This window comes from Bacillus sp. FSL K6-1338 (assembly GCF_038006965.1).
Lineage (GTDB): Bacteria > Bacillota > Bacilli > Bacillales > Bacillaceae_G > Bacillus_A > Bacillus_A thuringiensis_S.
Window position 1 is genome coordinate 1,401,998 of record NZ_JBBOWI010000001.1, and the last position, 24,797, is coordinate 1,426,794.

Sequence of the window (24,797 nt, forward strand, 5' to 3'; positions counted from 1 at the left end):
AAAAACGGTTCTTAAGCTCGTTATGGAAAGATGAAAAAATAGTTAAGATAAGAGTATCAAATCGAAGGGAGGCAAGCACAAGATGAAACAATTTCTAGCGTTTATCGCAGCCGGTATTTTGGCTTTAATTGCTCTTGGTAGTCTTGCTGGTATTGTAGGATTCGCAATCGGAGCAGGAGTTGTATATTGGAGCTATAAATCATTTGTGCGAGCTAAATCATTTTTTGGAAAGTTAGCTTGGGGTATTGTTGGTTTAATCGGTTTATCCATTGCACTTTCTCATTCACCAGCATTAATCGGTATCGCTGCTTTAGTGGTTTTATACTACGGATACCGTGAGTGGAAAAAAGAAAAAGATGTAGTTGTTGAATCTGCTCCAGAAAGTTCTAAACCATATAGCAACTTTGAAGATGAGTGGAACAAATTAATGAAAAACTAAAACAATAAATCAAATTATAATTAAAGTAGAAGAGAGGAAGATTTATAATGAAACAATCTTTATTCGGACGTGTACGCGATGCAATTTTAGCTGATTTTCATAACGTGTTAGATGAGAAGGAAAGAAAAAATCCAATTGCGATGTTAAACCAATATTTACGTGATAGTGAGCGTGAAATAACAAAAATTGAGAAGTTAATTGAGCGTCATAAAACATTAAAATCTAACTTCGCTCGTGAGCTTGAGCAAGCACGTTATTTCGTTAATAAAAGATCAAAGCAAGCTATCGTTGCTCAAGAAGCAGGCGAATTACAATTGCACGAACGTGCGTTAGAAGAGGTAGCTTATTATGAAGGGCAAGTAACTCGATTAGAAGAAATGTATGCAGGTGTTGTAGAGCAAATTGATGAGTTAGAGCGTCGTCTTTCTGAAATGAAAAATAAATTAAAAGAAATGCACGCAAAGCGTATGGAACTAATGGCACGTGAAAATATGGCACATGCAAATCGTCGGATGAATACTGCGATGCATAAAATGGATGAAAATAATCCGTTCTTACGATTTGAAGAAATTGAAGATCACATTCGTGACTTAGAAACTCGTATGAATGAAGGGCATGAGCGTGACACATTTGATATGAAAATTGCAAAACTTGAGCGTGAAATGAAAGAAAAGAATGATGTATCGTTAACGAAAGAGTTAACAAAATAATAGTAGTATATTATAAAACAGGCTTATGATATAGTGATAGGAGAAAAGGTGTTGGAAAGCAATGCCTTTTCTTCTATGTATATGTGACAAGAAGGGGGGGGAGCTGAAGTGAAGAAACATTTTTCAAAGACACAATTAATGGGGATGCTCCTCATCATATTTGGGTTCGGTCTTTTTCTTGATATGATACTTGGACATTTTGAACCAGGTGGTCTCATTTTTGCATTTATTATGCTTATGTTTGGAAGGCATTATCGTAAAAAGAATCGTTATGTACGGGGGAATGTATTTTTATTTGTTGGTGGTATCGTATTTTTATTTTTCTTATTTTCATCAGCAGCATTTGTTCTTGTCGTATTTGCTTGTTTAGCTTTAATTGGTTATCAATTGATTCAACAAGGACATCAGCAAAAAGCAATGAAGGTTGAAATTAAAGAAAAAGGGATTATAGACGAAGAGAAGCAAATATATCGTACAGAACCATATTTGAAAAATATGTTTGTAGGCAATGTACGAATGATGGATCATATTTATGAACTTGAGGATATTAATGTTCAATATGGTGCTTGTGATGTGGAAATAGATTTAACAACTGCTATGATTCCAGAAGGAGAAACAGTAATTGTTATTCGAGGTGTCGTTGGTAATATTCGTTTATATGTGCCATATGATATTGAACTTTCTTTAAATCACTCTGTTATTGTCGGCCGTGTGCTCTTGCCAGGTCATGAAGAGACAGGGTTTAACCGCAATGTTACATTTAGAACAGAGCAGTATAAAGAGGCTCCTCGTCGTATTAAAATTATTTCTTCGCTTGTCGTAGGCGACACGGAAGTGAGGAAAGTATAATGAAGAAACAAAAAAATATTTCGTGGATGTATATTCGTTATTCTATGTTGTCCTCTGTTAGTATCGCACTCATTTGTACAATTGTATATGTATGGAAAAGCGAGCAACAAGTGTATGATTTATTATGGAAGGAATCCATCGCTTCTGTTCCAATTGGCTTGTTTATTATGACTACAAGTTTACTTATCGGGGGAATTGTAGGATATGCAATCGGTTACTATATAGAGCAGCGTATACAAGGATTAAATACTTTTCTATTTGAAGTAGAGCGAGGGAATTTTCCGAGTGATGTTTCGTTTACTGCGGATGATGAATTTAATGAAGTGGAGCGAAAAGTAATCGTTCTGGCTCGTCGATTAGAGGAGCAAGCTGGACTCTTTCAAAAAGTAACGAATGAACGAGCTCATTGGAATGAAGAGATGAGACAAGAAGCGATTTCTCAAGAAAGGCATCGCTTAGCAAGGGAGTTGCATGATTCAGTAAGTCAGCAGCTTTTCGCAATGTCGATGATGATGTCAGCGATTAATGAACAAATAACTGAATTTCCAGATGTGACAAAAAAACAATTACAACTTGTTGAAAATATGGTTGTAAATGCTCAATCAGAAATGAGAGCATTGCTCCTTCATTTACGTCCTGTACAATTGGAAGGTAAGAAACTGACAGAAGGTATAGAGGAATTATTAACGGAATTATCGCGAAAACAACATATGAAAATTGAATGGCTTATTGAGCCAATAGAATTAAAAAAAGGTGTAGAAGATCATTTATTCCGTATTGTGCAAGAAGCGCTATCAAATACGTTGCGACACGCGAAGGCAAAGAAAACAGAAGTGCGCCTTCGAAAAATTGATCAATATGCGATTTTAAAAATCATTGATGACGGTGTTGGGTTTGAAGTAGGCGTTAATAAAGCCGGTTCCTATGGCTTAAGATCGATGCAAGAGCGTGTTCATGAAATTGGTGGGACACTCAAGGTACTGAGTTTCCCGGCCAAAGGTACACAAATAGAAGTGAAAGTACCGATTATGCTTGAGAGAGGGGGAGAAGTATGATAAAAGTATTGCTTGTCGATGATCATGAAATGGTTCGTATGGGTGTATCGGCATATTTATCTACACAACCAGATATTGAAGTGGTCGGGGAAGCTGAAAATGGAAAAAAAGGATCAGAATTAGCACTGCAATTAAGACCGGATATTATTTTAATGGACCTTGTTATGGATGAGATGGATGGTGTCGAAGCAACACGTGCTATTATTCAAGAATGGCCAGAAGCAAAAATTGTAGTTGTAACAAGCTTTTTAGATGACGAAAAATTGTATCCTGTTATTGAGGCTGGGGCGACTAGTTATTTATTAAAAACATCAAGAGCAAGTGATATAGCGGACGCTGTACGAGCTACTTATGATGGAGAAACGGTATTAGAGCCGAAAGTTACCGGGAAAATGATGTCCCGTATGCGTCAAAAGAAAGAGCAACCTTTGCATGAGGAGTTAACAGAAAGAGAGTCTGAAATTTTGTTATTAATTGCAGAGGGGAAAAGTAATCAAGAGATTGCAGATGAATTGTTTATTGCCCTCAAAACAGTAAAGACACATGTGAGTAATATATTAAATAAACTAAATGTAAGTGACCGGACACAGGCGGTTATTTATGCATTTAGACATCAATTAACGAAATGATAAAGTGCAACTTTAATCAGTGGGGGACTATCCCCATTGATTATTAGTTTGCATCAAATCTTTTTATTGACGCTAATAAATGTAAGCGTTATCATTAAGTTGTTAACAGTACATACAAAGGGGAGAATGTATATGTTAGTTCAAACTATATTCGGAATGGATAAGTCTAAAAAATTAGGGGATTATGTGAACGCATTACAAGCGCTTTGTGAACAATATAATGTTGAAACAGATAAAATTGCGATTATTGAGGCAACAGAGGAATACTATTTATTTTTAGTAAAGCAAGAAGACTGCTATGATGTTGTTAAGGTAGAAACAGTTGATACGAATATTGAATATTATACGAAAGCGTATAAAATAAGTAGTTTTAATCATACTGCTTATCAAATGTAAAAAAACTCCCTTTCGGGAGTTTTTTTAGAATGCTTTTGCGTCGGTTATTAAGGGAACTTTTTTAGCACCGTTTAGTTTAGCGATAGTAAATCCGATAAGTGCTCCGGCTAATGCTGGTAATAGCCAGCCTATTCCTTCATTATATAAAGGAATAAATTCAAAGTTGGACGTGATAAACGAGACTGGAATACCGCCTTGTTTTAATCCATCAAATACGCTCACAACTGCTGCTCCGATTAAAGCACCTACATAAACAGAGCGATATCCACCGAAGTATTTATGAAGTAACGATAGTAGTACGAGTACAATCGCAATTGGATATACAACAAGTAGAATTGGAACAGAGATTGCGATAATTTTTGTTAAACCTAAGTTGGCAACTAATAATCCTAATGCGCAAATGATACTCGCGAACGTTTTGTATGAAAATGTAGTCAATAATGTTGAAAAATATTGGCTGCACGCAGATACGAGTCCAACGCATGTCGTTAAACAAGCGAGTGTAACGATAAGAGATAATAGGAGCAAACCGTATGGGCCGAATAATTGTTGTACGATAACAGTAAGTAGCTGTCCACCATTTTTTGCATATCCGAGAGAGACACTAGTTGTCCCAAGCCAGCCGAGTGCACCATATACAAGTACGAGTCCTGTAGCGGCAATAAGCCCTGCTTTTGCTGTGGCGATGGCAATGGACTTACGATCATTCACACCTTTAGAGCGAATTGCATTTACAACGATAATTCCAAATGCAAGTGCTGAAATGGTGTCCATTGTTAAGTACCCTTCCATAAAGCCTTTGAAGATTGGAGAAGTTTGATACTCTTGCATAGCTGGTCCTGATTGTCCAAGTGGTGTAAAGACACTTTTAACAAACAATAAGAAAATTGAGAGTAATAAAATAGGTGTTAATATATTTCCAATACGATCGACAAGTTTAGATGGATTTAAACTCAGCCAAAATACGATAGTAAAGAATATGATTGTATATACAAATAGCACTAGGCTGCTAGAGCGGATTGTTTCTGGTAAGAAAGAACTAACACCCATTTCATAAGCAACATTTGCAACACGTGGGATGCCCATGGATGGACCGATGGCAATGTATACAACTACCGTAAAGAAAATTCCGAATAATGGATGAACATGACTTGCAAGTTGCTGCATTCCATTTCCTGATAGAGAAATTGCGATAACAGTAAGTAGTGGTAAGCCAACTCCTGTTAGTAAAAATCCAATCATTGCGGGCCAAAAGTTTTCACCTGCGTTTTGGCCAAGCATGGGAGGGAAAATTAAATTACCTGCCCCAAAAAATAAAGAAAATAGCATAAGACCCGTGAAAAAAATATGTTTTTTTGATACAGTGTTCATTGTTTTTCCTCCTTTTTTAAATTCATTTGTAAGAACACAAAAAACTCGTCCCTAAAGAAAGGGACGAGTTATATTTACCCGCGATACCACCCTAATTTACACATGTAGAAATAAATCTATATGTATACGGCTTTGCAACGTACAACATGATACGTGTTCCTTGTAACGGGGGACGGCCGGTAAGAACTTACTGTAACATTCGGTTCTACTTCTCGGAGATGATTTTCGGTTACGCACTGAACGTTGGCTTTCAGCAAATCGCCAACTCTCTGGGGAACAGTTCTATAACGTACTCGTTCTCGTCAATGAATTTTTATTCAAGTATTCTGACAGTATTGTTGCATGTTTTTTTTAGAAAGTCAATATGTTTTTTGAAAGATATATTTATATACGGAAATATCGAAAGTAATATTCGTTGTTGCTAAAGGAATAATGAATTGTAAAATGGGAGTAAAAATTTGTGGAGAATTGTAAAATTTATAGAGAAAGTTGATATTTATAGGAGTAAAGAAGGGATTATTTGAATTTACAGAGAATATTACAACAATCCACTTGCTGGAAAGAACAAACCAAAAGAGGTGACTGAAATGCTTGCGATGGGAGCATTATTTGGCATTATTGCTATAATTGGTTTTATGTGGTTATATTATTCGCGTTCGTTTAAACAAGCAGAAGTTTTACTCTTTCAAAAAGGTAGTTTGTTGACAAATCAGTCTAGATATTTAGTATGTCCGAAGTGTGGAAGTGCACAGGCCAGAAGTGGAGGATATCAAGAGTGTTGCAAAATTAGATTATGAAAGAAAGGAAGCCTCACATTATTTTGTGAGGCTTCCTTCCTTACAACTTCATGGCGCTCCAAATTGCCCATCGATCTCTTTCAATAATAGGAGAGACGTTTTGTAATGTGGTCTGTATATGTTGTAGAAGTTGAGAAAGTTCATCATCTGTTAACTCATATAGAATGGATCGACCTGTTCGAGGAGATAAATCTTGTAGCAATGCTTCTACAGAATCATGTATTTTTCGTACTTCCCATTGTGTTTGTGTGGGAAGCACGTGAAGAGAATGTTTTTGTAATTCTTTCTGTATCGTGTTGGTTTTTGGACGTCTTTTTGACTCTATTTCAATGAGTTTTGGAAATATAGAGAAAAAATATCCACGAATGTGTTCGGGACTTCCTGGAACTGTACAATCTTCAATCGTTCGATCTTGTAAAATAAGTACACCGTTTTTATTTAATATACGAGAAGCTTCACATAAAAATGTAGGAATGTCTTGTAAATGATGAATAACTGCGCGCGAAATAACTATGTCGAATGTTTCGTTAGGGTATGGGATATTATGTGCATCACCGTGGATGAAAGAAATATTTGGGAAATTGTTGCAATTTTCTTTTGCAGCTTGTAATATTTCTTTTGAAAAATCAAGTCCCACAACATTTTTGGCTCCCATAAGAGCGAGTTCTTTCGTATAAATCCCGCCACCGCAGCCAATATCAATTATTTGCTTGTTTTGTATGTCTGTAATGTTTTTTACCATTTCAGCCCAAGAAATATGAGCGTTTCTTGTTGCGTATGTGTATTTATTATTTGCATCATGAAAATTAATGGACATGATAAAGACCTCCTTTCAATGATTAGTATAACTTATTTAATAGGATGTCACGTTTTTGTTTTATGTATGAAGATTATAAGAATTTCTTATCGTAAAAGGAGGATTAATTTGAAAGGGAAATATGTATTGTTGTTATTTGTTATGTTACTAGCAGCTTGTGGTCAAGCTGAGCAAAAACAAGAAACAAAAAAAGTAGAAGAGACGGTGAATGAAGTGAAAGAAACAATAGGGGTAACCGTTATACAAAAAAAACATAAAGAGAAAAAGTTGCAGGAATCAGAAGCGAAGTTAGTAATAGACATTTTGGATAAAGCTGAGAAACAAGAAATAACCGGAAGCTTCGGTGAACCTGAATATGAAATACAAATTAGTAGAGAGGGGAAAAAAGAAACTTATTATGCATGGTTAAGGGGAGAAGATAGACGAGGATGGGTGCAATATAAGAAAGTTATGTATATGTTGAATGAAAAAGATACGGAAAAGCTTTTGGCTATATTTCCAAATGTTTCAGAACAAAAAGAAGAAGAGATGCAGGTAGGTCCTTTAACGGAGGTAACAAAAAAAGATTTGCAGATTACCGCGTTTCATATTAAAGCAGGCTATCAAAACGTGAATTATATGGTACGGTATACGATTTCACAATCACTATACAACAAGTTAGTGAAGGAACAAGAATATTATTTGCAACTCACTTTCCCAGAAAAAGTTCAAAAATTAATTGGAGCAAAAGAGAGTGAAATGATTTTAGGTGAAAAAGTAAAGGAAGGGTATAAGCAATATGAATTGCATGCTACTGTGCAGGTAAAAGGCGCTTCAGAATCACAATTAAAATCATTAGAAACATATTACGAAAAGTATGATTTAAAAATATTAAACAGTGAAAAAGAAAAAATAGGTGTGTTTCAAAATATAATTCAAATCGTTAAAGAGTATGGTGAAAAAATGAATTTCCAAAGATAAAGTGAGAATTTAATCGGCGGAGGCTGATCATTTCTCATTGATTAATAGTCTTTGCCAATTCGGCGTTGACTCTCACTTAACTTCTTTGTTTCAACTGAATTTTGGGGTAAGGCCCTTATTGGCTGTAACTGAATTGTAAATTCTATATAGCCTTTCCTAGGAAATGATAATAGAGAGGGGAGAAGAACACCCTCTCTATTATTTTGCTTTTGCAGATGGCTCATTCATTGATTTTCGTGTAATAAGAAATGAAATCATAAGAGCGGAAAGAATGATAAGAGTGATAAGTAAGTGATTTGGCAACCAATCTAATAATAATACATAGCTCACTGTATAAAAAATAAGAGTTGAAGCTAAAAATGATAAAACACTTATTATGAGAGATTGTAAATTCATTCGTATATACCTCCTTTATTTATATTTTTGGCTAAAAATGGATTAAATAAACATTATTTCTAACAATAGAAAAAAATATGTCATAATAAAGAGGAGAATAATTTTTGATGAGCTTGTATGACTCGTTACAGGGGGTTAAAGGAGAGAGATGAAAAATAATAAAAAAGGATTATGGGGAATTATTGTTGCCATAGGATTATTTTTACTGTCTAAGTTAAAGTGGGTATTTGCAATTTTTAAATTAGCAAAGTTTTCAACGGTATTTAGTATGTTTCTATCGCTTGGCGCATACGCAGTTCTATATGGTTGGAAATTTGGGGTGGCGCTCATTTATTTGTTGTTTGTTCATGAAATGGGCCATTTATGGGCTGCGAAAAGAAAAGGAATTCCAACATCGCCAGCAATCTTTATCCCATTTATGGGGGCTCTTATTGGAATGAAAGAGATGCCGAAAAATGCAAAAGATGAAGCTTACATTGCCTATATGGGTCCGCTTTTCGGGCTTCTGTCATATTTACCCGCGATACCGCTTTACATAATGACGAAAGAACCATTTTGGGCGCTTGTTATTTTGCTTGGAAGTATGATTAATTTCTTTAATTTAATTCCCGTTTCGCCGCTAGATGGTGGGCGAATTATTTCAGTTGTCAGCACTAAAATTTGGGGAGCAGGCCTTATTTTATTACTTGGCTATTCAATTTACTTTAAAAATATTTTGGGAGGATTTATTGTTATTATCGGTTGTATGGAATTATATAGAGTGATAAAGAGAGATGAGCCGATTAAGGAATTAGGGCATAAAATTGATGGGATGAAAGAATATGTTGCTAGGATTGAAGAGGAATTAAAAGAAACGGGTGCTGTACATCGGACTATATACATGATGCATCATGAGATGAATGCATTAAGACAAAGAGAACGGGAAAAAGAGTTACAAATAGGTGAACTTCAAAAAATGGAAGTGTTAGAGTATCTTTTACCGAAGTTCGAACCGTTAGATTATGTTCCATATGAAGATGAAAAAGATGAGTATACAATTCACATAAGGGAAGCATTTGAAGCGTCAGAAAGAAAATTAAATAAATGGAAAATAGAAAAAGAACAACAAGAAAACTATTATAAAGTGGATGCGAAAACGAAATGGACAGTATTTGCTTGTTATATCGGATTAATGGCTATACTCGGTTACACAGCTTATGAAGGATATATTGTTTTACAAGAACATTTGCCAACGAGAAATGTATAGAAAAATATTGTCGAAATGATAGGAAGAATTTATACAGGAAGTATATTTCTACGAGAGAATGTTACAAGTATAGCCATACATTATAATATCTTTAGTAGAGAAGGAGTTCTGTATATGAAGAAATTGCTACGTGTATTCGGGATTATTATCGTAATGATCATCGCGAGTTATAGTCTTATGAAAGTGCTGTTACATTATGCGAATAAGCCTGCTGAGGTAAATACAATAGCTCAAGTAGAAGATGTGCAAGAAGAGACAAAAGTGCTAGATTTTATTCGAATGACACATGAAAGCTATAATAATTTCTTAAATTACGGTAAAGCAGAGAATTATACAGACGGGGATTGGAATCAATTTAAGCAATGGTTTCAACAACAAGAACCATCTTTAAAAAATATACATACGGAAATAAAGAATGAAAAAATAAAACGCGATGTAAATAGAAGCTATGAAATTGTAAAAAAAGGTGTGGAACTTCAAAATATTGAGTATGTAGTGTATGCCCACCGTGTATATCATGACTTGGATATTATCGTAAATAAATATAGGGGGGAAACGAATATCTGGGGGTATACAGAGTTTGGCGAGGGGAAAGATATAAAAGTAATTGAACAAGCTATACAAACAAAATAATAAGCTAGCTAGAATTCTAGTTAGCTTATTTTCTTTTGTAAGTACAATGTTCATATATTATTCACAAAAACAACGTGTTAATAGTGATTAAAATCACAATCTGCATTATAAGATTCAGTTAAACTAAAAACAGTTAAGGAAATAGAGGAGTGGGATACAATGTTAAGTGCAAAAACAATTGAAATCGTAAAGTCAACAGTACCATTATTACAAGAAAAAGGCGTTGAAATTACAACGAGATTTTATGAAATTTTATTTTCAGAACATCCGGAGTTATTGAATATTTTCAACCATACGAATCAGAAAAAGGGAAGACAACAACAAGCGTTAGCGAATGCTGTTTATGCAGCTGCAACGTACATTGATAATTTAGAAGCAATTATTCCAGTTGTAAAACAAATTGGTCATAAGCATAGAAGTTTAGGTATTAAAGCTGAGCATTATCCGATTGTAGGTACATGTTTACTACGTGCCATTAAAGAGGTCGCAGGTGCACCTGATGAAGTTTTAAATGCATGGGGAGAAGCATATGGTGTCATTGCTGATGCATTTATTAGCATTGAAGCAGAGATGTATGAAGAAGCTGCACATAAAGAAGGTGGATGGAAAGACTTCCGTAACTTTGTGATTGTTAAAAAAGTGAAGGAAAGCGATGTTATTACGTCATTTTATTTGAAACCTGAAGATGGAGGGAAAGTTTCTTCATTCATCCCAGGTCAATATGTAACGGTTCAAATCAATATTGAAGGTGAGACATATACACATAATCGTCAATACAGTTTATCCGATGCACCTGGGAAAGAATATTATCGTATTAGTGTAAAGAAAGAAAAAGGTGTAGATACACCAGACGGTAAAGTGTCTAATTACTTACATGAACATGTAAAAGAAGGAGATGTTTTACCAGTAAGTGCACCAGCGGGAGATTTCGTGTTAAATATGGATTCAACATTACCAGTTGTACTAATTAGTGGTGGAGTAGGGATTACACCGATGATGAGTATGTTAAATACGTTAATTGAACAAGATTCAAAACGTAATGTATATTTTATTCATGCAGCAATAAATAGTAATACACATGCAATGAAAGAACACGTTAAGGCAGTAGAAAATGAATATGAACAAGTTAAAGCATATACTTGTTATTCTGCACCGACTGAAAAAGATTTAGAAATGAAGAACTTTGATAAAGAAGGTTTCGTTGAAAGCGAATGGTTAAAAACTATTATTCAGACAACTGAAGCAGAATTTTATTTCTGTGGTCCAGTAGCATTTATGAAGCATATAAATGCTGCACTAACTGATTTAGGTGTGAAACAAGAGCATATTCATTATGAATTTTTCGGCCCAGCAACAAGCTTACAATAAGACAGATGAGAATAAACAAAAAAACGAGGTATTTATTTTACCTCGTTTTTTATTTGTTCTCGTAATAAACGGTTAACTGTTTCACGGCGTATGCCTATCAGTTGACCAATTTCAGTTTGTGTTAATATTTCATATATAGGAATGTCACCTAAATATAATGTGAACCATTCTTGTAAACGATGAAGACGTTCTTTCGGAGAGACAGTTGTCAATTGATCAATTCGTTGTTGCATCATTCTTAATTTAGATTGCAATTGCATAGCGATGTTGGCATATGATTCGGGATTTGCTTGAAGTCTCTCGTACCATTCACTACTAGTGATCGGTTCCACTTCTGTCTTTATTAAAGCGATAGCTGTACCGTGATATTCTTTCGGTGAAATTAAAGAATGATGAGGTATCGTTTCACCTGGAACGATAATGTTGAATAAAAATGGTGTTCCGTCTTCTTCTAGCCGAACTACTTTTAATAAGCCTGTTTTTATAAAGTATAAAGGACCGTCCTCGCCTTGACGGAATAGTACATCTCCTTTGTGTAGAATCAATGTTAGCCCCCCATTAATATGTTTCTATTTCTTCTATTTTAGCGTATATGTATATAGACAATATGCTATTTCAACAGCAATTTCATTGACGAAATGTATGCTATTACAGTAGTATACTATTTAGTGTGTAATAGTACTAGCAATGAATACGCTGTAGGGGGTTTAGTATATTGTTAGATGCGATAAGAATGACGGATATGAGAATTCCGGCGAATGCTATCATTCATGTAGAAGAGATGAAAGGTGGAGTCGTTTTATCCGTTGAAGTAGACGGCCAAATTATTTATACGATGGCTTATGATGAAGAAACAGATAGTTATGCTGAATTATATGATCGAAACGATAAGAGGGCGTGCCAAGTACATGAAGACTTTATGGGATGGTCACTTCTTCACTAAAAAAGATGTCAATATGACATCTTTTTTTATTAAATCGATAGAATATACAAAGAAATGAAATATAAGGATAAAATTTGTAATAATTGATTTTGCATTGTTAGCACTCTGTAACTGCAAGTGAACTATTTTTTCGCTATCATAAAGATAACAGTCGCAGTTATAGGAGTGGTCAACTTGAAGAAAGTACATATTTCAAATTATATGTTATTAAGTGCTTGTTTAATTTTATTTGTTCTCCTCGGAGGATTTTTATATTCATGTGTATAAGAAAAACGCATTCTAAAAAGAATACGTTATAAAAGGGAAATAATGATTAATCTAGTTCCAAGAATAATTAACGTAATACGTAATAAATTAATTACGGCGTTACCACTCAGTTTTGTATTAATGTAAGCCCCGATTTTTCCGCCGATCCATGCACCAGGAATAAGGATTAATGCATAAATCCAGCTGACATTTCCAAGTGAGATGTGAGTTGCAGAACTTACAATTGCCGATAGAAATACGATGAACATTGAAGTTGCTACTGCAATATGTGCTGGGAATGCAAAAAGAAGCATCATTGCTGGAACAAGTAAGGCACCGCCACCAATTCCAAATAACCCAGATATAAACCCAACTATAAAGGCGATAAAGATAGCAAGAAACGGTGGGAATTGGTAGTGTACAGCATTTCCATCATTATCTGTAAAAGAACGCTTAATTACAGACGTATTTGAGAGGGAAAGAGGTTTTAATTTGTCTCGAAGCATAAGTAGAATTGAGACGAATATAAGGAAAATCCCAAAGTATAAAGAAAATGTGTCTTGGTTTAAAAATTTATTTGCCCATGATCCGATAATACCACCAGGACCGCTTCCGATAAATAAAATAAGTCCACTTTTATAATCCACTCGCTTATGCTTCATGTAAGTAAGGGTAGAAGATAGTCCTGTGAAAACGACTGTTACCATAGAAGTCCCTACTGCAAGTTGTGGTGATAAACTGTGTAATCCAATTAATAACGGAACAATAATAATTCCGCCTCCAAGCCCAACTAGGCTGCCGACTGTCCCGGCGATTAGTCCGATGAAAAGTAACATGATGTATTCCAAAATTGCCAACTCCTCTAAATAACTTATCCACCAATTATTATACACGCTTTTTAATGAGAAATAGGCTTGTTCACAAAAAAGTCGTCTTCCTAGAAAAATAAGGAAGACGACTTTTGATTAGAAAACAAAATGTAATAGGTAGTAAAACAGAGCAGCTAAAGAAGCTGAAATAGGAAGTGTAATAACCCATGTAATTAACATACGTTTTGCAGTTCCCCATTTTACCCCCTTCACACGGTGAGAAGCACCAACCCCTAAAATAGAAGAAGAGATAACGTGCGTCGTACTAACCGGTAAGTGAATGAATGTTGCACCGAAAATAACAAGTGATGATGATAAATCGGCAGCTACACCATTTACAGGACGAATTTTCATAATTTGTCCACCGACAGTTTTAATAATTTTCCATCCACCGACAGAAGTACCAAGTCCCATTGCGATAGCACAAGATAATTGTACCCAGAACGGGATATCGCTAGAAGTATGATAGTTATTAGCCATAAGAGCCATCGTAATGATTCCCATTGCTTTTTGTGCATCATTCGTACCGTGTGTATAGGCTTGTAATGCTGCAGTGAAAATCTGGAATATACGGAAGTTTTTATTCGTTTTCGTTAAGTTAAAGTTTTTAAAGACCACTTTAAAAATACTGTAAACGATATAACCAATAACGAAAGCGATAATTGGTGAAATGATTAAAGCTTCAAGAATTTTAATGAATCCTTTAAGGTTTAATGAGCTAATACCAGCAGCAGCAATGGCTGCACCTGCGATTGAGCCAATAATTGCATGCGAAGAACTACTTGGGATACCGTAGTACCAAGTAATTAAGTTCCATGCTATCGCCGCAAGCAAAGCAGCTAAAATTACAAGAGAACCATTTTGTAAAGCAAATGGGTCAACGATATCTTTTGTAATCGTTTTTGCTACACCTGTAAATGTCATTGCACCTAAAAAGTTCATAATAGCTGCCATAATAATTGCATGTCTAGGCTTTAGAGCTTTCGTTGAAACAGCCGTTGCAATAGCGTTTGCTGTATCGTGAAATCCATTGATAAAGTCAAAAGCTAAAGCGCAAATGACTACTAAAACGGTCAGTATCAAGAGTGTATCCATGATCAAACTCCTTACGCGTTCTTCATAATAATTGTTTCTAATACGTTTGCAACGCTTTGACAGCTATCAGCTACTTCTTCAAGCTCTTCGTAAATCTCTTTAAATTGAATAATCTTAATCGGATCTTTTTCACGAGAGAATAAGTGCTTAATCGCATGACGACGAATATCATCGCATTGTGATTCGTAATCCTTAATCTTAATCGCGTTCGTACGAATGTCGACTAACTTCTTTTTAGACAGTAGTTCAACAGAGTTTGCAATCTCAATCGCACATTGATTAATTGCTTCCACGAATTTAATCATGTATTCATCAGCTTCTGTAATAGAATACATTTCGAACAGACCAGCACTGTGATCTAATCCGTCTAATACATCATCCATACTCATTGCAAGTTGTAGGATGTCCTCACGTTCAATTGGAGTAATAAACGCTTTGTTTAGCTCCATAATGATTTCGTGAATAAATGAGTCACCTTTTGACTCATACTCTTTCATGCGCATAGAAAACTCTTTTAAATCGCTAGCATTTTTAATTTTATACTCCACGAAAAACTGCGCGCCTTCTTTTAAATTTTCGGAAACATTCATTAACATTTCAGAAAATTTATCTTTTTTTGATTTAAAGACCATTATTGTTACCCCCACAAAAGTAATATATGTAAAATATATTGGCTAATCAATTCTAACAAAAAACTGTCGTTTTTTAAAACATTTTATCGAAAAGTTTACAAAAACTTAACATAACTCTCGTTGTTCTATTAATAATATTAATATCCAATAGTGAATATCTTACTTGTAGAATGTCCTTTTCTTGCAAAAAGTATGAATGTAAAAGAAAAGCTTTACACTATAGGAATGACTACGTTATTATAGTAAATTTAAAAGGCGGTATATTCTTCCTTTTAAAAAGAAGAGTGTAAATAAATGAAGGAAGTGAACGAATGAAATTGAAGAACACTCATTTTAAAAAAATGCTTGAGTGGTTCAATAAGAGGAAGAAACTTCGTAATTCATTAATTGTATTGGGAAGTGTACTCATTACTCTATTTATTGCTATAAATATAATAATATCCATTCAAGACATATCTGAATTAAAACAAGCTGTTCCACAACCGACTTTAATTTATGATGCAAATAATGAGGTCGCAACTAAATTAGCTTCTTCGAAAACAGAAGGTGTTAAAAGAAAAGATATTCCTGATATTATGGTTCAGGCAATTGTTGCAGTAGAAGATAAGGGTTTTTTTAACCATCATGGTATTTATTATAGTGGAATTATAAGTGCAGTTTTTAAAAATATTACAGCAGGAGAAGTTGTAGCAGGGGGAAGTACAATTACACAGCAGCTTGCAAAGAATGTATTTCTGACACAAGATCGTACATTTTCTCGTAAAATAAAGGAATACTTTTTAACCAAAAAAATAGAACGTACTTATACAAAAGATGAAATTATTGAAATGTATATGAATCAAATTTATTTTGGGGAAGGTGCTTGGGGAATAAAGAGGGCAGCTAAATCTTATTTTGATAAAGAGGTAAAAGATTTATCAATTTCAGAAGCTGCAACGATTGCAGGTTTAATTAAAGCGCCGTCTGCGTATTCTCCTTATAAAAACTTTAATAAATCAATTGAACGACGTAATGTCGTATTAAGTTTAATGAAGGAACAAGGATATATTTCTGAAGAGCAATACAATAAAGAAAAAGAGTCAGGCCTTGTATTAAAACGTGGGGTTGATGATAAATACAAAGGTAAATACTCCCAATATGTAGACTATATAGTTAGAGAAGCGATGGATAAGTATGAATTAACACAAAATGAAATTTTAGCAGGTGGTTATCGTATTTATACAGAGCTTGATCCGAAAAAACAACAAGCTGTAGAAGATGTTGTGAATAATGATAGTTATTTCAAAGATAGTGGCTCAGATCAACTTATGCAAACGGGTGTAGTCCTTATAAATCCAAAAACAGGCGGTGTTCCAGCTTTAGTTGGAGGTAGAGGACCATATCAGTTTTTACAATTTAATCATGCTACGCAATTAAAAAGACAGCCAGGTTCAACATTAAAGCCTCTAGCTGTATATGTACCCGCTTTAGAACAAGGGTATGAAGTATACGATATATTAAAAGATGAACCATTTCATATTAAAGAATATGAACCGAAAAATAGTGATCAGGCCTTTCATGGTAATGTGACAATGTATGAAGCGGTAGCAAAGTCGTATAATGTTTCCGCTGTGTGGCTTTTAGAACAAATAGGATTAGATAAAGGATTGAAATCTTTAGAGCGATTTGGTATTCCGTTAGTACCAGAAGACCGTACGTATCCAATTGCTTTAGGTGGGATGCATGTAGGGACATCACCATTTGTAATGGCCCAAGCATATAGTACATTTGCTAATGATGGGGTTCAAGTAGAGGCTCATGCAATTAGAGAAGTTCAAAATGCTGAAGGGGAAATAATAGGGAAATGGTATAAGAAAGAGACACGAGTGACGAGTGAGAAAATTGCTCAAAAGATGACGTATTTATTAAAAGGTGTTGTAGAAAAGGGAACAGGTGGAAAAGCGAAAGTTACTAATGTTGATACAGCAGGGAAGACAGGGACTACTCAACTTGTAAATGGCCCGAGCGTAGGGGCAAAGGACTCGTGGTTTGTAGGATACACACCAGATTTAGTAGGTGCAGTTTGGGTAGGATATGACAAAACAGATAGCGAGCATTATGTTCCAGGTGGTAGTCAAATTACAACGACGATGTTCCGGGATATCATGAAAAAAGCAAATGCAAACCCAGCCCAAAAAGCGTTCCAATTGTCGTTAATATCTGAGGCGGACTATAAAAAACAATTGCAAACAATTGAAGAAGAAAAGCGAAGAAAAGAAGAAGAAAAGAAAAGGCAAGAAGAAGAACAAAAAAGGAAAAAAGAACAGCAAGAGTGGTTTAATAAAGTAAAAGAGTGGATTCCATCGTTATGGTAAAAGAAAGAGGCGAATTTCGTTATTCGCCTCTTTCTCATGTAAAAAATGAAGTGAGCTCATAATTAGTGGGGTAAATGCTACTATTCATTAAGAGTAATGTTGGTACTGCCAAAGGATTGAGAATCGTATGTGATGATTATTGTTCCTTTACTAATCGGTTCGTATGGTAATTCTTCTTCATAACTACCATTATTTTCATTATGGATAGTCAGCGTGATTTCATCAATTCCTTTATTTGTATACTGATCTTTAATCGTTTCAGTAATTTGAAGTAGAGTTTCGTAACTAGAAGCTTTCGTAATAAGCATTCCTTTTATAACTTTTTTTTCATTATTTGTGGAATTGGAATAAAGGATGTTGTTTTGTTTCGTATACAAAAGTGTGTATGGAACTGTTTTTCTCTCTGCTTTTGAAATAGTAGAATATTTTAGAGTTAAAAAAAACCCTACACATAAAATAATGCATATCATAAGAGCAATCCAAATGCGTATCGGTGACATAACTCTCATTTTTCATCCCTCTTTCATATCTTTGACTTCATTATTTATCATACAAAATGAGGATTAAGATAGAGTAAATTTGAGGTAAAGAAACGTAAAGAAGGAGCACTTATCCTCCCAAATAAGTGCTCCTTTTTATTAAAAGAGAGATTTAATAGACAATCAAAATCACACCTATTACTTATAAATGTGTTTAGTCCTCCCAAAATATTATCGGAAATTGTGGTTAGTAAATTCGGAGTACAGATAGTGTCGCAGTTGTATCGCCCGTGTTAGGAATAGAAATAGTATTTGCTGTAGGTTGTACAGAAATCGTTGTACCAGCTTGTAAAGTAACAATTGTAGAGAAAGAAACAGCACTACCGATAACATTAGTTGAAAAATTACGAGTAGGTGGTTGGCCATTGAATGAAATACCGAATCCAAACGGTGAAGAGCCTGGGAAAGTTGTAGATGCCGAGAAACTAATATCATATACGCCTGTAAAGTATGTGTAGTGTCATTAAAGTTAATATTATTTATTTCAAAAACTTGATTTAATTGAATATTAATTCCAGTTGATATTGTTTGAGCATTGGAGTTTCCTATTGCAGCTATAGTTACCCGAATCGGAGTACCCGCTGGTCCAGTAGCGCCTCCACCTAGGAACCAGATCCATATTGAACTAAGACAGCTTGAATAGCTTGGCCGAGAGCTTGAAGAAGTCTAACAAATTATTTAAGTTCGGACTTAGAGATGTTGATATAACTACAAGCTCTTACTTCGCAACAATCATTACCATAAAATACTTTCCCTTTATTTTTGTTGTTTATCTTTGCATTCCTTTCTTTCATAGAATAATAGTCGTTACTATATATTATAATGAAATTTAAATTAAATTCGTGATGGACAAACTACTATTTCTCAAAAAATAAGAAGTTTACCTACCTAACACGAACAATAAAGAAGTAGAGAAAAATCTATATGTTTTAAAAAACTCCCTTTAATTGTTAGAGTGTGCTTAACAATTAAAGGGAGTTAATAGAACAGCATTCTCATTTTATAAGTTAATTGCTTCACGATTTACTTTAGGTAAAATCGGAATAGAAATAGTGAAGGTTGTACCGTCTGGATCACTAGTCATTTTGAGCGTACCGTTATGATTTTGGATGATTTTTTTTGTTACTGATAAGCCTAGTCCTGTCCCCGAATCCTTCGTTGAGAAGAATGGATCAAAGATATATTCTTGAATAGCTAGAGGAATACCAATTCCATTGTCTGTGAAAGTAATCCGAACGAAGTTATCTAGGCGATAACTAGTGATTTGAATAGAAAGAGGCTTTTCGCCTTGAGCATCGACGGCATTTTGAAATAGGTTTAAAAATACTTGAACAAGTTCATGTCGATCAATATTGACTAAAATATCATCTAATTCATTAGAAAAGTTATAATCAATTGAAATGTTATGCAAGAAGACTTCACTAGCTAGTAACTGTTGAATATAGTCGCATAAAAATGTATTAATAGGAAACGGTTCTCTTGTAAATTCACGTGTTTTTGAAATGGCTAAAAATTTTGTAATAATACTATTTGCACGATCTAATTCAGGGATAAGTAAGCTTTTAAATAACTCTTTATTTGATGGAGAAACACTTTCTTGTAAAAATTGTAAGTATCCTCGTACTGTCGTAAGAGGGTTTCGTACCTCGTGTGCAATTCCGGCTGCGATTCGTCCTGCTAACGAAAACTTCTCTGCATCACGCTCTGTGTTTAAATAATGAAAGACACTAATAACCCTAAAAATCTCCCCGTTATAATCGCGAATAATTCGGTTGTTTATAATGCCATAGTTTTTGTCTAAAACTTCTTCATTATATATTTCTGTTCCCGTTCTTAATGTTTCAATCGCTTTAATTTTTTCTTCCGGCAAGCTTAGTAATTGTTGAATCGGTTTTCCGATAATATCATTTCGTATTACACCGAAATCATCTGCGGCAACTTGATTACATAAAGTAATATTCCCTTTACTATCGACAAAGGTTACATGATGTGAAAAGGCATCAAAAATATGTACAAAGTGTTTTTCAAGTTGTTCAAATAAGAATAATGAATCACAAGTAAGTTGAAAATGAGCCTCTTTATTCTCTTTTGGTATTTCTTGAATGGAATGAGTTGCTCTAGTTTTCTTTATTTGTAAACCAATATGTGGATTTTTGTATGTGAAATGATGTGGTAATTGATTTACAAGTTCTTCATAAAAACGCACTTTATTTTCTAGTTCTTCAATTCGTTTTTCATGAGATACAGTAGCATCGTTTGGAAGCATAAATAAATAACCCCTCATTTTAAAAATTCTTCCATATAGTATATCATATTTTAATAAGGATACTCTTAAAGAAAGGGCCACTTAATGAAATTGATTAGCAAAAGTGTTTGGGGAGTGAATAGAAGATAAAGTTAAAAAGGGAGGAATATATGTGCTGTTCATTGGAGTGACAGGATGGGGAGATCATGATTCTTTATACGTAGATTCCTATGAAAATAGAAATAAATTACGAACATATAGTGAGTATTTTCCTATTGTGGAAGTGGATAGTTCATTTTACGCGATGCAACCTGCACGAAATTATATAAAATGGGCAATGGAAACGCCGAAAGATTTTTCTTTTGTCGTAAAAGCGTATCAAGGAATGACAGGACATATGAAAGGGGAATTTCCTTTTTCTACGTTTGATGAGATGTTTGATGTGTATAAGCAGTCCATTCTTCCTTTAATAGAAGCTAATAAATTAAAAACAATTTTATTTCAATATCCACCATGGTTTGATTGCAAAAAGAAAAATGTAGATTTTCTTCGATATACGAAAGAAAAAATGGAAGGTTTACCATGTGCAATAGAATTTCGAAATCAAACATGGTTTTATCCAGAAATGAGAGATAAGACGTTACAGTTTCTAGAACAGGAGAAATGGGTTCATACAATTTGTGATGAACCACAGGCTGGGATAGGTTCTGTGCCACTCGTATTAGAGGTTACGAATTCAAACATGGCATTAATACGTTTTCACGGTCGAAATGTTCATGGTTGGCTTGATAAAGGGGAAAATTGGAGAGCGGTTCGTTGTTTATATCGCTACAACAATAAAGAACTGGAAGAATGGGTGGAACGACTAGAGCAATTAAAAAAGAAAACAAAGGATATATACGTACTGTTTAACAACAATTCAGGTGGGGATGCAGCAGATAATGCGAAACAGCTTATGAAAATGATGAACATTACATATGGTGAGCCGAAGCCGGAGCAATTAAATTTTTTTGAATGATAATAAACAAGAAAGGCACTGTACAAACAGGGGGAATGTACAGTGCCTTTCTATATGAAAAAGAGGGGTAACAATGTTACTGAGCGTTTGGTTGATTCATCAATTGTTGGCTTCATAATAAATGATAATGGTTATCATTATCATTGTCAATGGTTTTTCTAAAAATATATAAAAAACTTTGTATATTTTAAATAGAGATAAAAAAAGAACAGCATTAATGCTGTTCTTTTCCGTTGATGAATTGTTGTAAATCAAAAGGAGTTATCGCCTGGATAAATTCTTTTGAGATAAGTGTTTGCACGAGAGTGCTCTCAGAGATAGAAGCACCTGTTTTCTTTTCGTAAGCTTGTTTTAATAAATCAAGTTTTTCAGCCGTTTCTTTTGGTAATTCAATTGTAAGTGTGTTCATAATTTCTCCCCCTTATTATTAGAGTACCACTACAGTATAGGAGAGACAAGAAAAGAGAATATGAAATATAAAAAAGGTTACCAAATTTTCAAATGGTAACCTTTTTTATGTATAAGAGTTATTAAGCAATACCGATATACTTTAAAGTTTTTGATGGAGTACTGTGATCAAAGAAGTGTTGTAAAAATGCAATATCAACACCTGATTTGTATGCACAATAACCCCAAGTTTTTCGAAGTGTATGTGAGCTAATCCCTTCTAATCCAACTTCTTTTGCAGCTTTGTTTAAAATGTACCATGCATGTTGTCTCGTAATAGATTTTGTTCCTTTTTGAGATTTTAACAATGGTTCATTACGTTTCCAAGTTTTACGTTCTTTCATGTAGTCTTCGATTGCGTGCTGTAAGTCTTCATTTACAGCAAACCATTTATGTTTCTTCACTTTTTCATTGTAAAATAAAATGGAATGGCGAACATTTTCATTTTCATCGATTACATCACTAACTTTTAATTGTAAGATTTCACTTACTTTTAAGCCAGAATTTACAGCTAATACGAATAATAAGCCATCACGTTTCGAAGATTGTAAAAGTATATTTTTGATAGTTTCTAATTGTTTTTCATTTTGAATAGGTTGTCCTGCTTGTTTCATTTCACGCACTCTCCTCTTTTATATGTGTAAAGGAAAGGATTAACTTGTTTCTTACTATAAAGGGAGAGTGTGAATTTCATGTGAACTCCTAGTGAAATTAAGACAAATTATTTGACTTCTTTTACTTTTTGTAAATTGAAATAGAATACAACACTGTTAGTCGTATTATACACACCGTACTCGGCATGATGGAGGTCTAAAATGTTTTTTACAATAGATAATCCGAGACCGGTACCTCCGGTGTGACGGCTACGTGATGCATCTAGGCGATAGAAGCGATCCCAAATTTTTTCAAGACTTTCTTCAGGGATAGGGTTTCCTGTATTTTCGATTTCGATTTTTACGGTATCTTCTGCTTCTATAATGGAGACTTGTATTTTTTCTCCATCCGGCGTATAGCGGATGGCATTACTTAGTAAGTTCACAACTACTTGCTCAATACGGCTACGATTTGCTTTAACAAGTATAGAAGGGTCTGCATCGACGTTCACTTGTAGATGCTTTTCTTCCATGCTAAATAATAATTTTGTATAGACTTGTTGCGTTAATTCACCAATTGAGAACGTCGTCATATCTAGTTTGTAAGTACCAGATTCTAACTTTGCTAATTCTAACATTTCAACAATCAGCCTGTTCATATTTTCTGTTTCTTCTAAAATAACATCAGTATAATACGAAGTATCCTTACTAACACCATCTTTAATACCTTCTGCAAAACTTCTAATTACACTCAGTGGTGTTTTTAATTCGTGTGATACGCCAGAAATGAATTCTTTTCTTGTTTTCTCTAATTGACGTTCACGTTCAATGTCTTGTTGTAACTTTGTATTGGCAACATTTAATCGATCGATTCGATCTTTTAAATTTACAGATAATGTATTGATACTGCCGGAAAGCCCACCAATTTCATCGTCGGCTGTAACAGGTAATTTCTCGCTGAAATCAAAATTAGCCATTTTTTTTGTAACACGATTCATTTTAATTAATGGCTTAACAATGATTTTTGAGTAGTAGAAGGATAACAAAATAATAACGAGAAACACGATGATTAAGGCATAAACATAATAGTCTTTTAAAACTAGCATCGCTTCATTAACGGGTTGTAAAGACGCTATCGCAAAAGCATATTCTGTAATCTTTCCGTTTTCTATAATCGGCTTTACAAAGATACTATTTTTTATATTTTCGCCGCCATCTAATATGAAAGTGTTTAATTGGTTCGAGTTAGAAGTGCCATCTCTAATAATATCTGCAAAATATTGAACGGCTTGTAATGTTTCAATATCATTTGCAAGACGAACCTCAGCTTTTGATGGGAGCTGTAACTTAGTTATAACACCTGTAAAGACGATACGAGTTGTAGATTTGTATCGGCTTGCAAGTCTATTCTTAGAAGGATTACCATTAATTGACTGAAAATCCGAATAGAAATGTTCGTTTTGCCATTGATTATAATTCGTTCCTAATTTTTGTGGTGTAATAATATTATTCTCTTGTACGACTCCATCAACATTAATTATTACATCTTTTTTTAAACCTAAATTTTCGAATTTATTATATTCTTCTGGTGTTAAAAGGTTATTGAGTGGAATGGAATACTGTTTATTATTGTTGGGATTAAATACATCGATATAGTAATTGTTATCACTTTTAATAATACCGTTAGAATCCAAAAACTGCATATCGGCATTTGTTTTATCATGAAATTCTTGTTTTAGTTTTCTAACTTTCTCATAACTTTTATCACTTTTGTCATAATTATCTACGAATTTTTCAAAAGCAGTTTGAACTGTTTTTACTTTTTTATTAATATAAAATTTCTCTAAAAATAGAGATTGTCCTAGGAAAAAAAGTAGGAATATTATTGTAAATAAAGTTGATGTTAATAAAAATAGTTTAAAGACGATACTTCTGTTTTTCACTGCGTCACCTCTTATGAGAAATACTGTAAATGATTTCTTTATCCCGCTCGGGCAATAAGACTTCCACTTCAAAATTCGGCGAATACAAGGGAGTTAGTAGGTGGGAGATCAACTGTCCGTAAAAGCCTGATTGGTTCAACTAATAATCAGTGGGGGATGGAAAAAAACCACTGATTAAAGTTTCACTTTATTATAACAAACGTTACA

The 24,797-nt window shown here is 34.2% G+C and carries 26 protein-coding genes, 1 pseudogene and 1 other annotated feature; of the genes and pseudogenes, 14 read left to right on the forward strand and 13 right to left on the reverse strand.

Annotated elements, in window-relative coordinates:
* The first annotated feature begins 82 nt into the window (after positions 1-82).
* From NZ044_RS07420 to NZ044_RS07445, 6 genes are all read left to right on the forward strand, one after another.
* The gene (locus tag NZ044_RS07420) at positions 83-439 is read left to right on the forward strand and encodes a lmo0954 family membrane protein (protein WP_000808640.1); all 357 of its coding nucleotides are present in this window, start codon (positions 83-85) and stop codon (positions 437-439) included.
* Between the two features lie 47 nt (positions 440-486).
* Positions 487-1,149, forward strand: a complete 663-nt coding sequence (locus NZ044_RS07425) for a PspA/IM30 family protein (protein WP_000814131.1) — start codon at positions 487-489, stop codon at positions 1,147-1,149.
* A gap of 108 nt (positions 1,150-1,257) precedes the next feature.
* On the forward strand, positions 1,258-1,998 hold the full coding sequence (liaF, locus tag NZ044_RS07430) for a cell wall-active antibiotics response protein LiaF (RefSeq protein WP_000716094.1): 741 nt from the start codon (positions 1,258-1,260) through the stop codon (positions 1,996-1,998).
* Positions 1,998-3,053 carry a sensor histidine kinase gene (locus tag NZ044_RS07435; RefSeq protein ID WP_098506674.1) on the forward strand — a complete coding sequence of 352 codons (1,056 nt, stop codon included), beginning with the start codon at positions 1,998-2,000 and terminating at the stop codon, positions 3,051-3,053. The genes liaF and NZ044_RS07435 overlap by 1 nt, the downstream gene beginning before the upstream one ends.
* The gene (locus tag NZ044_RS07440; protein WP_000598702.1) at positions 3,050-3,682 is read left to right on the forward strand and encodes a response regulator; all 633 of its coding nucleotides are present in this window, start codon (positions 3,050-3,052) and stop codon (positions 3,680-3,682) included. The genes NZ044_RS07435 and NZ044_RS07440 overlap by 4 nt, the downstream gene beginning before the upstream one ends.
* A gap of 57 nt (positions 3,683-3,739) precedes the next feature.
* On the forward strand, positions 3,740-4,078 hold the full coding sequence (locus tag NZ044_RS07445) for a DUF3922 domain-containing protein (protein ID WP_118961699.1): 339 nt from the start codon (positions 3,740-3,742) through the stop codon (positions 4,076-4,078).
* Between the two features lie 24 nt (positions 4,079-4,102).
* On the opposite strand, the gene brnQ3 is transcribed toward NZ044_RS07445, so the two are convergent.
* Positions 4,103-5,449, reverse strand: coding sequence for a branched-chain amino acid transport system II carrier protein BrnQ3 (gene brnQ3 / locus NZ044_RS07450; RefSeq protein ID WP_098506673.1), 1,347 nt, complete (start codon positions 5,447-5,449; stop codon positions 4,103-4,105).
* A gap of 56 nt (positions 5,450-5,505) precedes the next feature.
* Positions 5,506-5,764, reverse strand: a binding site (T-box leader).
* Between the two features lie 272 nt (positions 5,765-6,036).
* On the opposite strand from brnQ3, the gene NZ044_RS07455 reads away from it, so the two are divergent.
* Positions 6,037-6,246, forward strand: a complete 210-nt coding sequence (locus tag NZ044_RS07455) for a hypothetical protein (RefSeq protein WP_340950053.1) — start codon at positions 6,037-6,039, stop codon at positions 6,244-6,246.
* Between the two features lie 40 nt (positions 6,247-6,286).
* Here NZ044_RS07455 and NZ044_RS07460 read toward each other — a convergent pair whose 3' ends face one another.
* A complete protein-coding gene (locus tag NZ044_RS07460) occupies positions 6,287-7,063 on the reverse strand; it encodes a class I SAM-dependent methyltransferase (protein ID WP_098506672.1) in 777 nt (258 codons plus the stop codon).
* Positions 7,064-7,171: 108 nt separating this feature from the next.
* Between NZ044_RS07460 and NZ044_RS07465 the strand changes: the two genes are divergently transcribed.
* Positions 7,172-8,023, forward strand: coding sequence for a hypothetical protein (locus tag NZ044_RS07465; protein ID WP_118961693.1), 852 nt, complete (start codon positions 7,172-7,174; stop codon positions 8,021-8,023).
* 198 nt (positions 8,024-8,221) lie between these two features.
* On the opposite strand, the gene NZ044_RS07470 is transcribed toward NZ044_RS07465, so the two are convergent.
* A complete protein-coding gene (locus tag NZ044_RS07470; protein WP_001053359.1) occupies positions 8,222-8,419 on the reverse strand; it encodes a hypothetical protein in 198 nt (65 codons plus the stop codon).
* 148 nt (positions 8,420-8,567) lie between these two features.
* On the opposite strand from NZ044_RS07470, the gene NZ044_RS07475 reads away from it, so the two are divergent.
* The 3 genes from NZ044_RS07475 to hmpA all read left to right on the forward strand — a co-directional run bounded on the left by NZ044_RS07475 (position 8,568) and on the right by hmpA (position 11,666).
* The gene (locus NZ044_RS07475) at positions 8,568-9,665 is read left to right on the forward strand and encodes a site-2 protease family protein (protein WP_098506671.1); all 1,098 of its coding nucleotides are present in this window, start codon (positions 8,568-8,570) and stop codon (positions 9,663-9,665) included.
* Positions 9,666-9,779: 114 nt separating this feature from the next.
* Positions 9,780-10,298, forward strand: a complete 519-nt coding sequence (locus tag NZ044_RS07480; protein ID WP_000735433.1) for a hypothetical protein — start codon at positions 9,780-9,782, stop codon at positions 10,296-10,298.
* 159 nt (positions 10,299-10,457) lie between these two features.
* A complete protein-coding gene (gene hmpA / locus NZ044_RS07485; RefSeq protein WP_000947319.1) occupies positions 10,458-11,666 on the forward strand; it encodes an NO-inducible flavohemoprotein in 1,209 nt (402 codons plus the stop codon).
* Positions 11,667-11,698: 32 nt separating this feature from the next.
* Here the strand turns inward: hmpA and NZ044_RS07490 are convergent, their stop codons facing one another.
* Positions 11,699-12,211, reverse strand: coding sequence for a Crp/Fnr family transcriptional regulator (locus NZ044_RS07490; protein ID WP_000600585.1), 513 nt, complete (start codon positions 12,209-12,211; stop codon positions 11,699-11,701).
* A 170-nt stretch (positions 12,212-12,381) separates the two neighbouring features.
* Here NZ044_RS07490 and NZ044_RS07495 point away from each other — a divergent pair, with 170 nt between their 5' ends.
* The gene (locus NZ044_RS07495) at positions 12,382-12,609 is read left to right on the forward strand and encodes a hypothetical protein (RefSeq protein WP_000882911.1); all 228 of its coding nucleotides are present in this window, start codon (positions 12,382-12,384) and stop codon (positions 12,607-12,609) included.
* A 293-nt stretch (positions 12,610-12,902) separates the two neighbouring features.
* Here NZ044_RS07495 and NZ044_RS07500 read toward each other — a convergent pair whose 3' ends face one another.
* From NZ044_RS07500 to NZ044_RS07510, 3 genes are all read right to left on the reverse strand, one after another.
* Entirely contained in the window at positions 12,903-13,703 is an 801-nt protein-coding gene (locus NZ044_RS07500; RefSeq protein ID WP_000455760.1) for a sulfite exporter TauE/SafE family protein, read from the reverse strand.
* Between the two features lie 117 nt (positions 13,704-13,820).
* Positions 13,821-14,819: an inorganic phosphate transporter gene (locus tag NZ044_RS07505; RefSeq protein WP_000380276.1), complete on the reverse strand. Its 999-nt coding sequence runs from the start codon at positions 14,817-14,819 to the stop codon at positions 13,821-13,823.
* Positions 14,820-14,830: 11 nt separating this feature from the next.
* Positions 14,831-15,451: a DUF47 domain-containing protein gene (locus NZ044_RS07510; RefSeq protein WP_000231445.1), complete on the reverse strand. Its 621-nt coding sequence runs from the start codon at positions 15,449-15,451 to the stop codon at positions 14,831-14,833.
* Between the two features lie 311 nt (positions 15,452-15,762).
* Between NZ044_RS07510 and NZ044_RS07515 the strand changes: the two genes are divergently transcribed.
* Positions 15,763-17,805 carry a transglycosylase domain-containing protein gene (locus tag NZ044_RS07515; protein WP_000769249.1) on the forward strand — a complete coding sequence of 681 codons (2,043 nt, stop codon included), beginning with the start codon at positions 15,763-15,765 and terminating at the stop codon, positions 17,803-17,805.
* An 80-nt stretch (positions 17,806-17,885) separates the two neighbouring features.
* Here NZ044_RS07515 and NZ044_RS07520 read toward each other — a convergent pair whose 3' ends face one another.
* The 3 genes and pseudogenes from NZ044_RS07520 to NZ044_RS07540 form a co-directional block, all read right to left on the reverse strand.
* Complete coding sequence (locus tag NZ044_RS07520; protein WP_001265587.1) at positions 17,886-18,314, reverse strand: hypothetical protein; 429 nt, start codon at positions 18,312-18,314, stop codon at positions 17,886-17,888.
* Between the two features lie 217 nt (positions 18,315-18,531).
* Positions 18,532-19,138, reverse strand: a pseudogene (locus NZ044_RS30830) (Gly-Xaa-Xaa repeat protein).
* A 206-nt stretch (positions 19,139-19,344) separates the two neighbouring features.
* Complete coding sequence (locus tag NZ044_RS07540) at positions 19,345-20,610, reverse strand: ATP-binding protein (protein ID WP_000937233.1); 1,266 nt, start codon at positions 20,608-20,610, stop codon at positions 19,345-19,347.
* Between the two features lie 151 nt (positions 20,611-20,761).
* On the opposite strand from NZ044_RS07540, the gene NZ044_RS07545 reads away from it, so the two are divergent.
* A complete protein-coding gene (locus tag NZ044_RS07545) occupies positions 20,762-21,607 on the forward strand; it encodes a DUF72 domain-containing protein (protein ID WP_000897362.1) in 846 nt (281 codons plus the stop codon).
* 214 nt (positions 21,608-21,821) lie between these two features.
* On the opposite strand, the gene NZ044_RS07550 is transcribed toward NZ044_RS07545, so the two are convergent.
* The 3 genes from NZ044_RS07550 to NZ044_RS07560 all read right to left on the reverse strand — a co-directional run bounded on the left by NZ044_RS07550 (position 21,822) and on the right by NZ044_RS07560 (position 24,590).
* The gene (locus NZ044_RS07550) at positions 21,822-22,016 is read right to left on the reverse strand and encodes a DUF3924 domain-containing protein (RefSeq protein ID WP_001094856.1); all 195 of its coding nucleotides are present in this window, start codon (positions 22,014-22,016) and stop codon (positions 21,822-21,824) included.
* A 121-nt stretch (positions 22,017-22,137) separates the two neighbouring features.
* On the reverse strand, positions 22,138-22,668 hold the full coding sequence (locus NZ044_RS07555) for a tyrosine-type recombinase/integrase (protein ID WP_000806236.1): 531 nt from the start codon (positions 22,666-22,668) through the stop codon (positions 22,138-22,140).
* Positions 22,669-22,775: 107 nt separating this feature from the next.
* Positions 22,776-24,590, reverse strand: a complete 1,815-nt coding sequence (locus NZ044_RS07560) for a sensor histidine kinase (RefSeq protein WP_000797506.1) — start codon at positions 24,588-24,590, stop codon at positions 22,776-22,778.
* Between the last annotated feature and the right edge of the window lie 207 nt (positions 24,591-24,797).

Excerpts from the sequence above, each read along its gene's own strand:
- NZ044_RS07440 (WP_000598702.1), top strand. The coding sequence starts at position 3,050 with ATGATAAAAGTATTGCTTGTCGATGATCATGAAATGGTTCGTATGGGT.
- NZ044_RS07470 (WP_001053359.1), bottom strand. The coding sequence starts at position 8,419 with ATGAATTTACAATCTCTCATAATAAGTGTTTTATCATTTTTAGCTTCA.
- NZ044_RS07460 (WP_098506672.1), bottom strand. The coding sequence starts at position 7,063 with ATGTCCATTAATTTTCATGATGCAAATAATAAATACACATACGCAACA.
- hmpA (WP_000947319.1), top strand. The coding sequence starts at position 10,458 with ATGTTAAGTGCAAAAACAATTGAAATCGTAAAGTCAACAGTACCATTA.
- NZ044_RS07555 (WP_000806236.1), bottom strand. The coding sequence starts at position 22,668 with ATGAAACAAGCAGGACAACCTATTCAAAATGAAAAACAATTAGAAACT.
- NZ044_RS07520 (WP_001265587.1), bottom strand. The coding sequence starts at position 18,314 with ATGAGAGTTATGTCACCGATACGCATTTGGATTGCTCTTATGATATGC.
- NZ044_RS07475 (WP_098506671.1), top strand. The coding sequence starts at position 8,568 with ATGAAAAATAATAAAAAAGGATTATGGGGAATTATTGTTGCCATAGGA.
- NZ044_RS07540 (WP_000937233.1), bottom strand. The coding sequence starts at position 20,610 with ATGCTTCCAAACGATGCTACTGTATCTCATGAAAAACGAATTGAAGAA.
- NZ044_RS07550 (WP_001094856.1), bottom strand. The coding sequence starts at position 22,016 with ATGAACACACTTACAATTGAATTACCAAAAGAAACGGCTGAAAAACTT.
- brnQ3 (WP_098506673.1), bottom strand. The coding sequence starts at position 5,449 with ATGAACACTGTATCAAAAAAACATATTTTTTTCACGGGTCTTATGCTA.
- NZ044_RS07515 (WP_000769249.1), top strand. The coding sequence starts at position 15,763 with ATGAAATTGAAGAACACTCATTTTAAAAAAATGCTTGAGTGGTTCAAT.
- NZ044_RS07455 (WP_340950053.1), top strand. The coding sequence starts at position 6,037 with ATGCTTGCGATGGGAGCATTATTTGGCATTATTGCTATAATTGGTTTT.
- NZ044_RS07435 (WP_098506674.1), top strand. The coding sequence starts at position 1,998 with ATGAAGAAACAAAAAAATATTTCGTGGATGTATATTCGTTATTCTATG.
- NZ044_RS07425 (WP_000814131.1), top strand. The coding sequence starts at position 487 with ATGAAACAATCTTTATTCGGACGTGTACGCGATGCAATTTTAGCTGAT.
- NZ044_RS07510 (WP_000231445.1), bottom strand. The coding sequence starts at position 15,451 with ATGGTCTTTAAATCAAAAAAAGATAAATTTTCTGAAATGTTAATGAAT.
- NZ044_RS07420 (WP_000808640.1), top strand. The coding sequence starts at position 83 with ATGAAACAATTTCTAGCGTTTATCGCAGCCGGTATTTTGGCTTTAATT.
- NZ044_RS07480 (WP_000735433.1), top strand. The coding sequence starts at position 9,780 with ATGAAGAAATTGCTACGTGTATTCGGGATTATTATCGTAATGATCATC.
- NZ044_RS07505 (WP_000380276.1), bottom strand. The coding sequence starts at position 14,819 with ATGGATACACTCTTGATACTGACCGTTTTAGTAGTCATTTGCGCTTTA.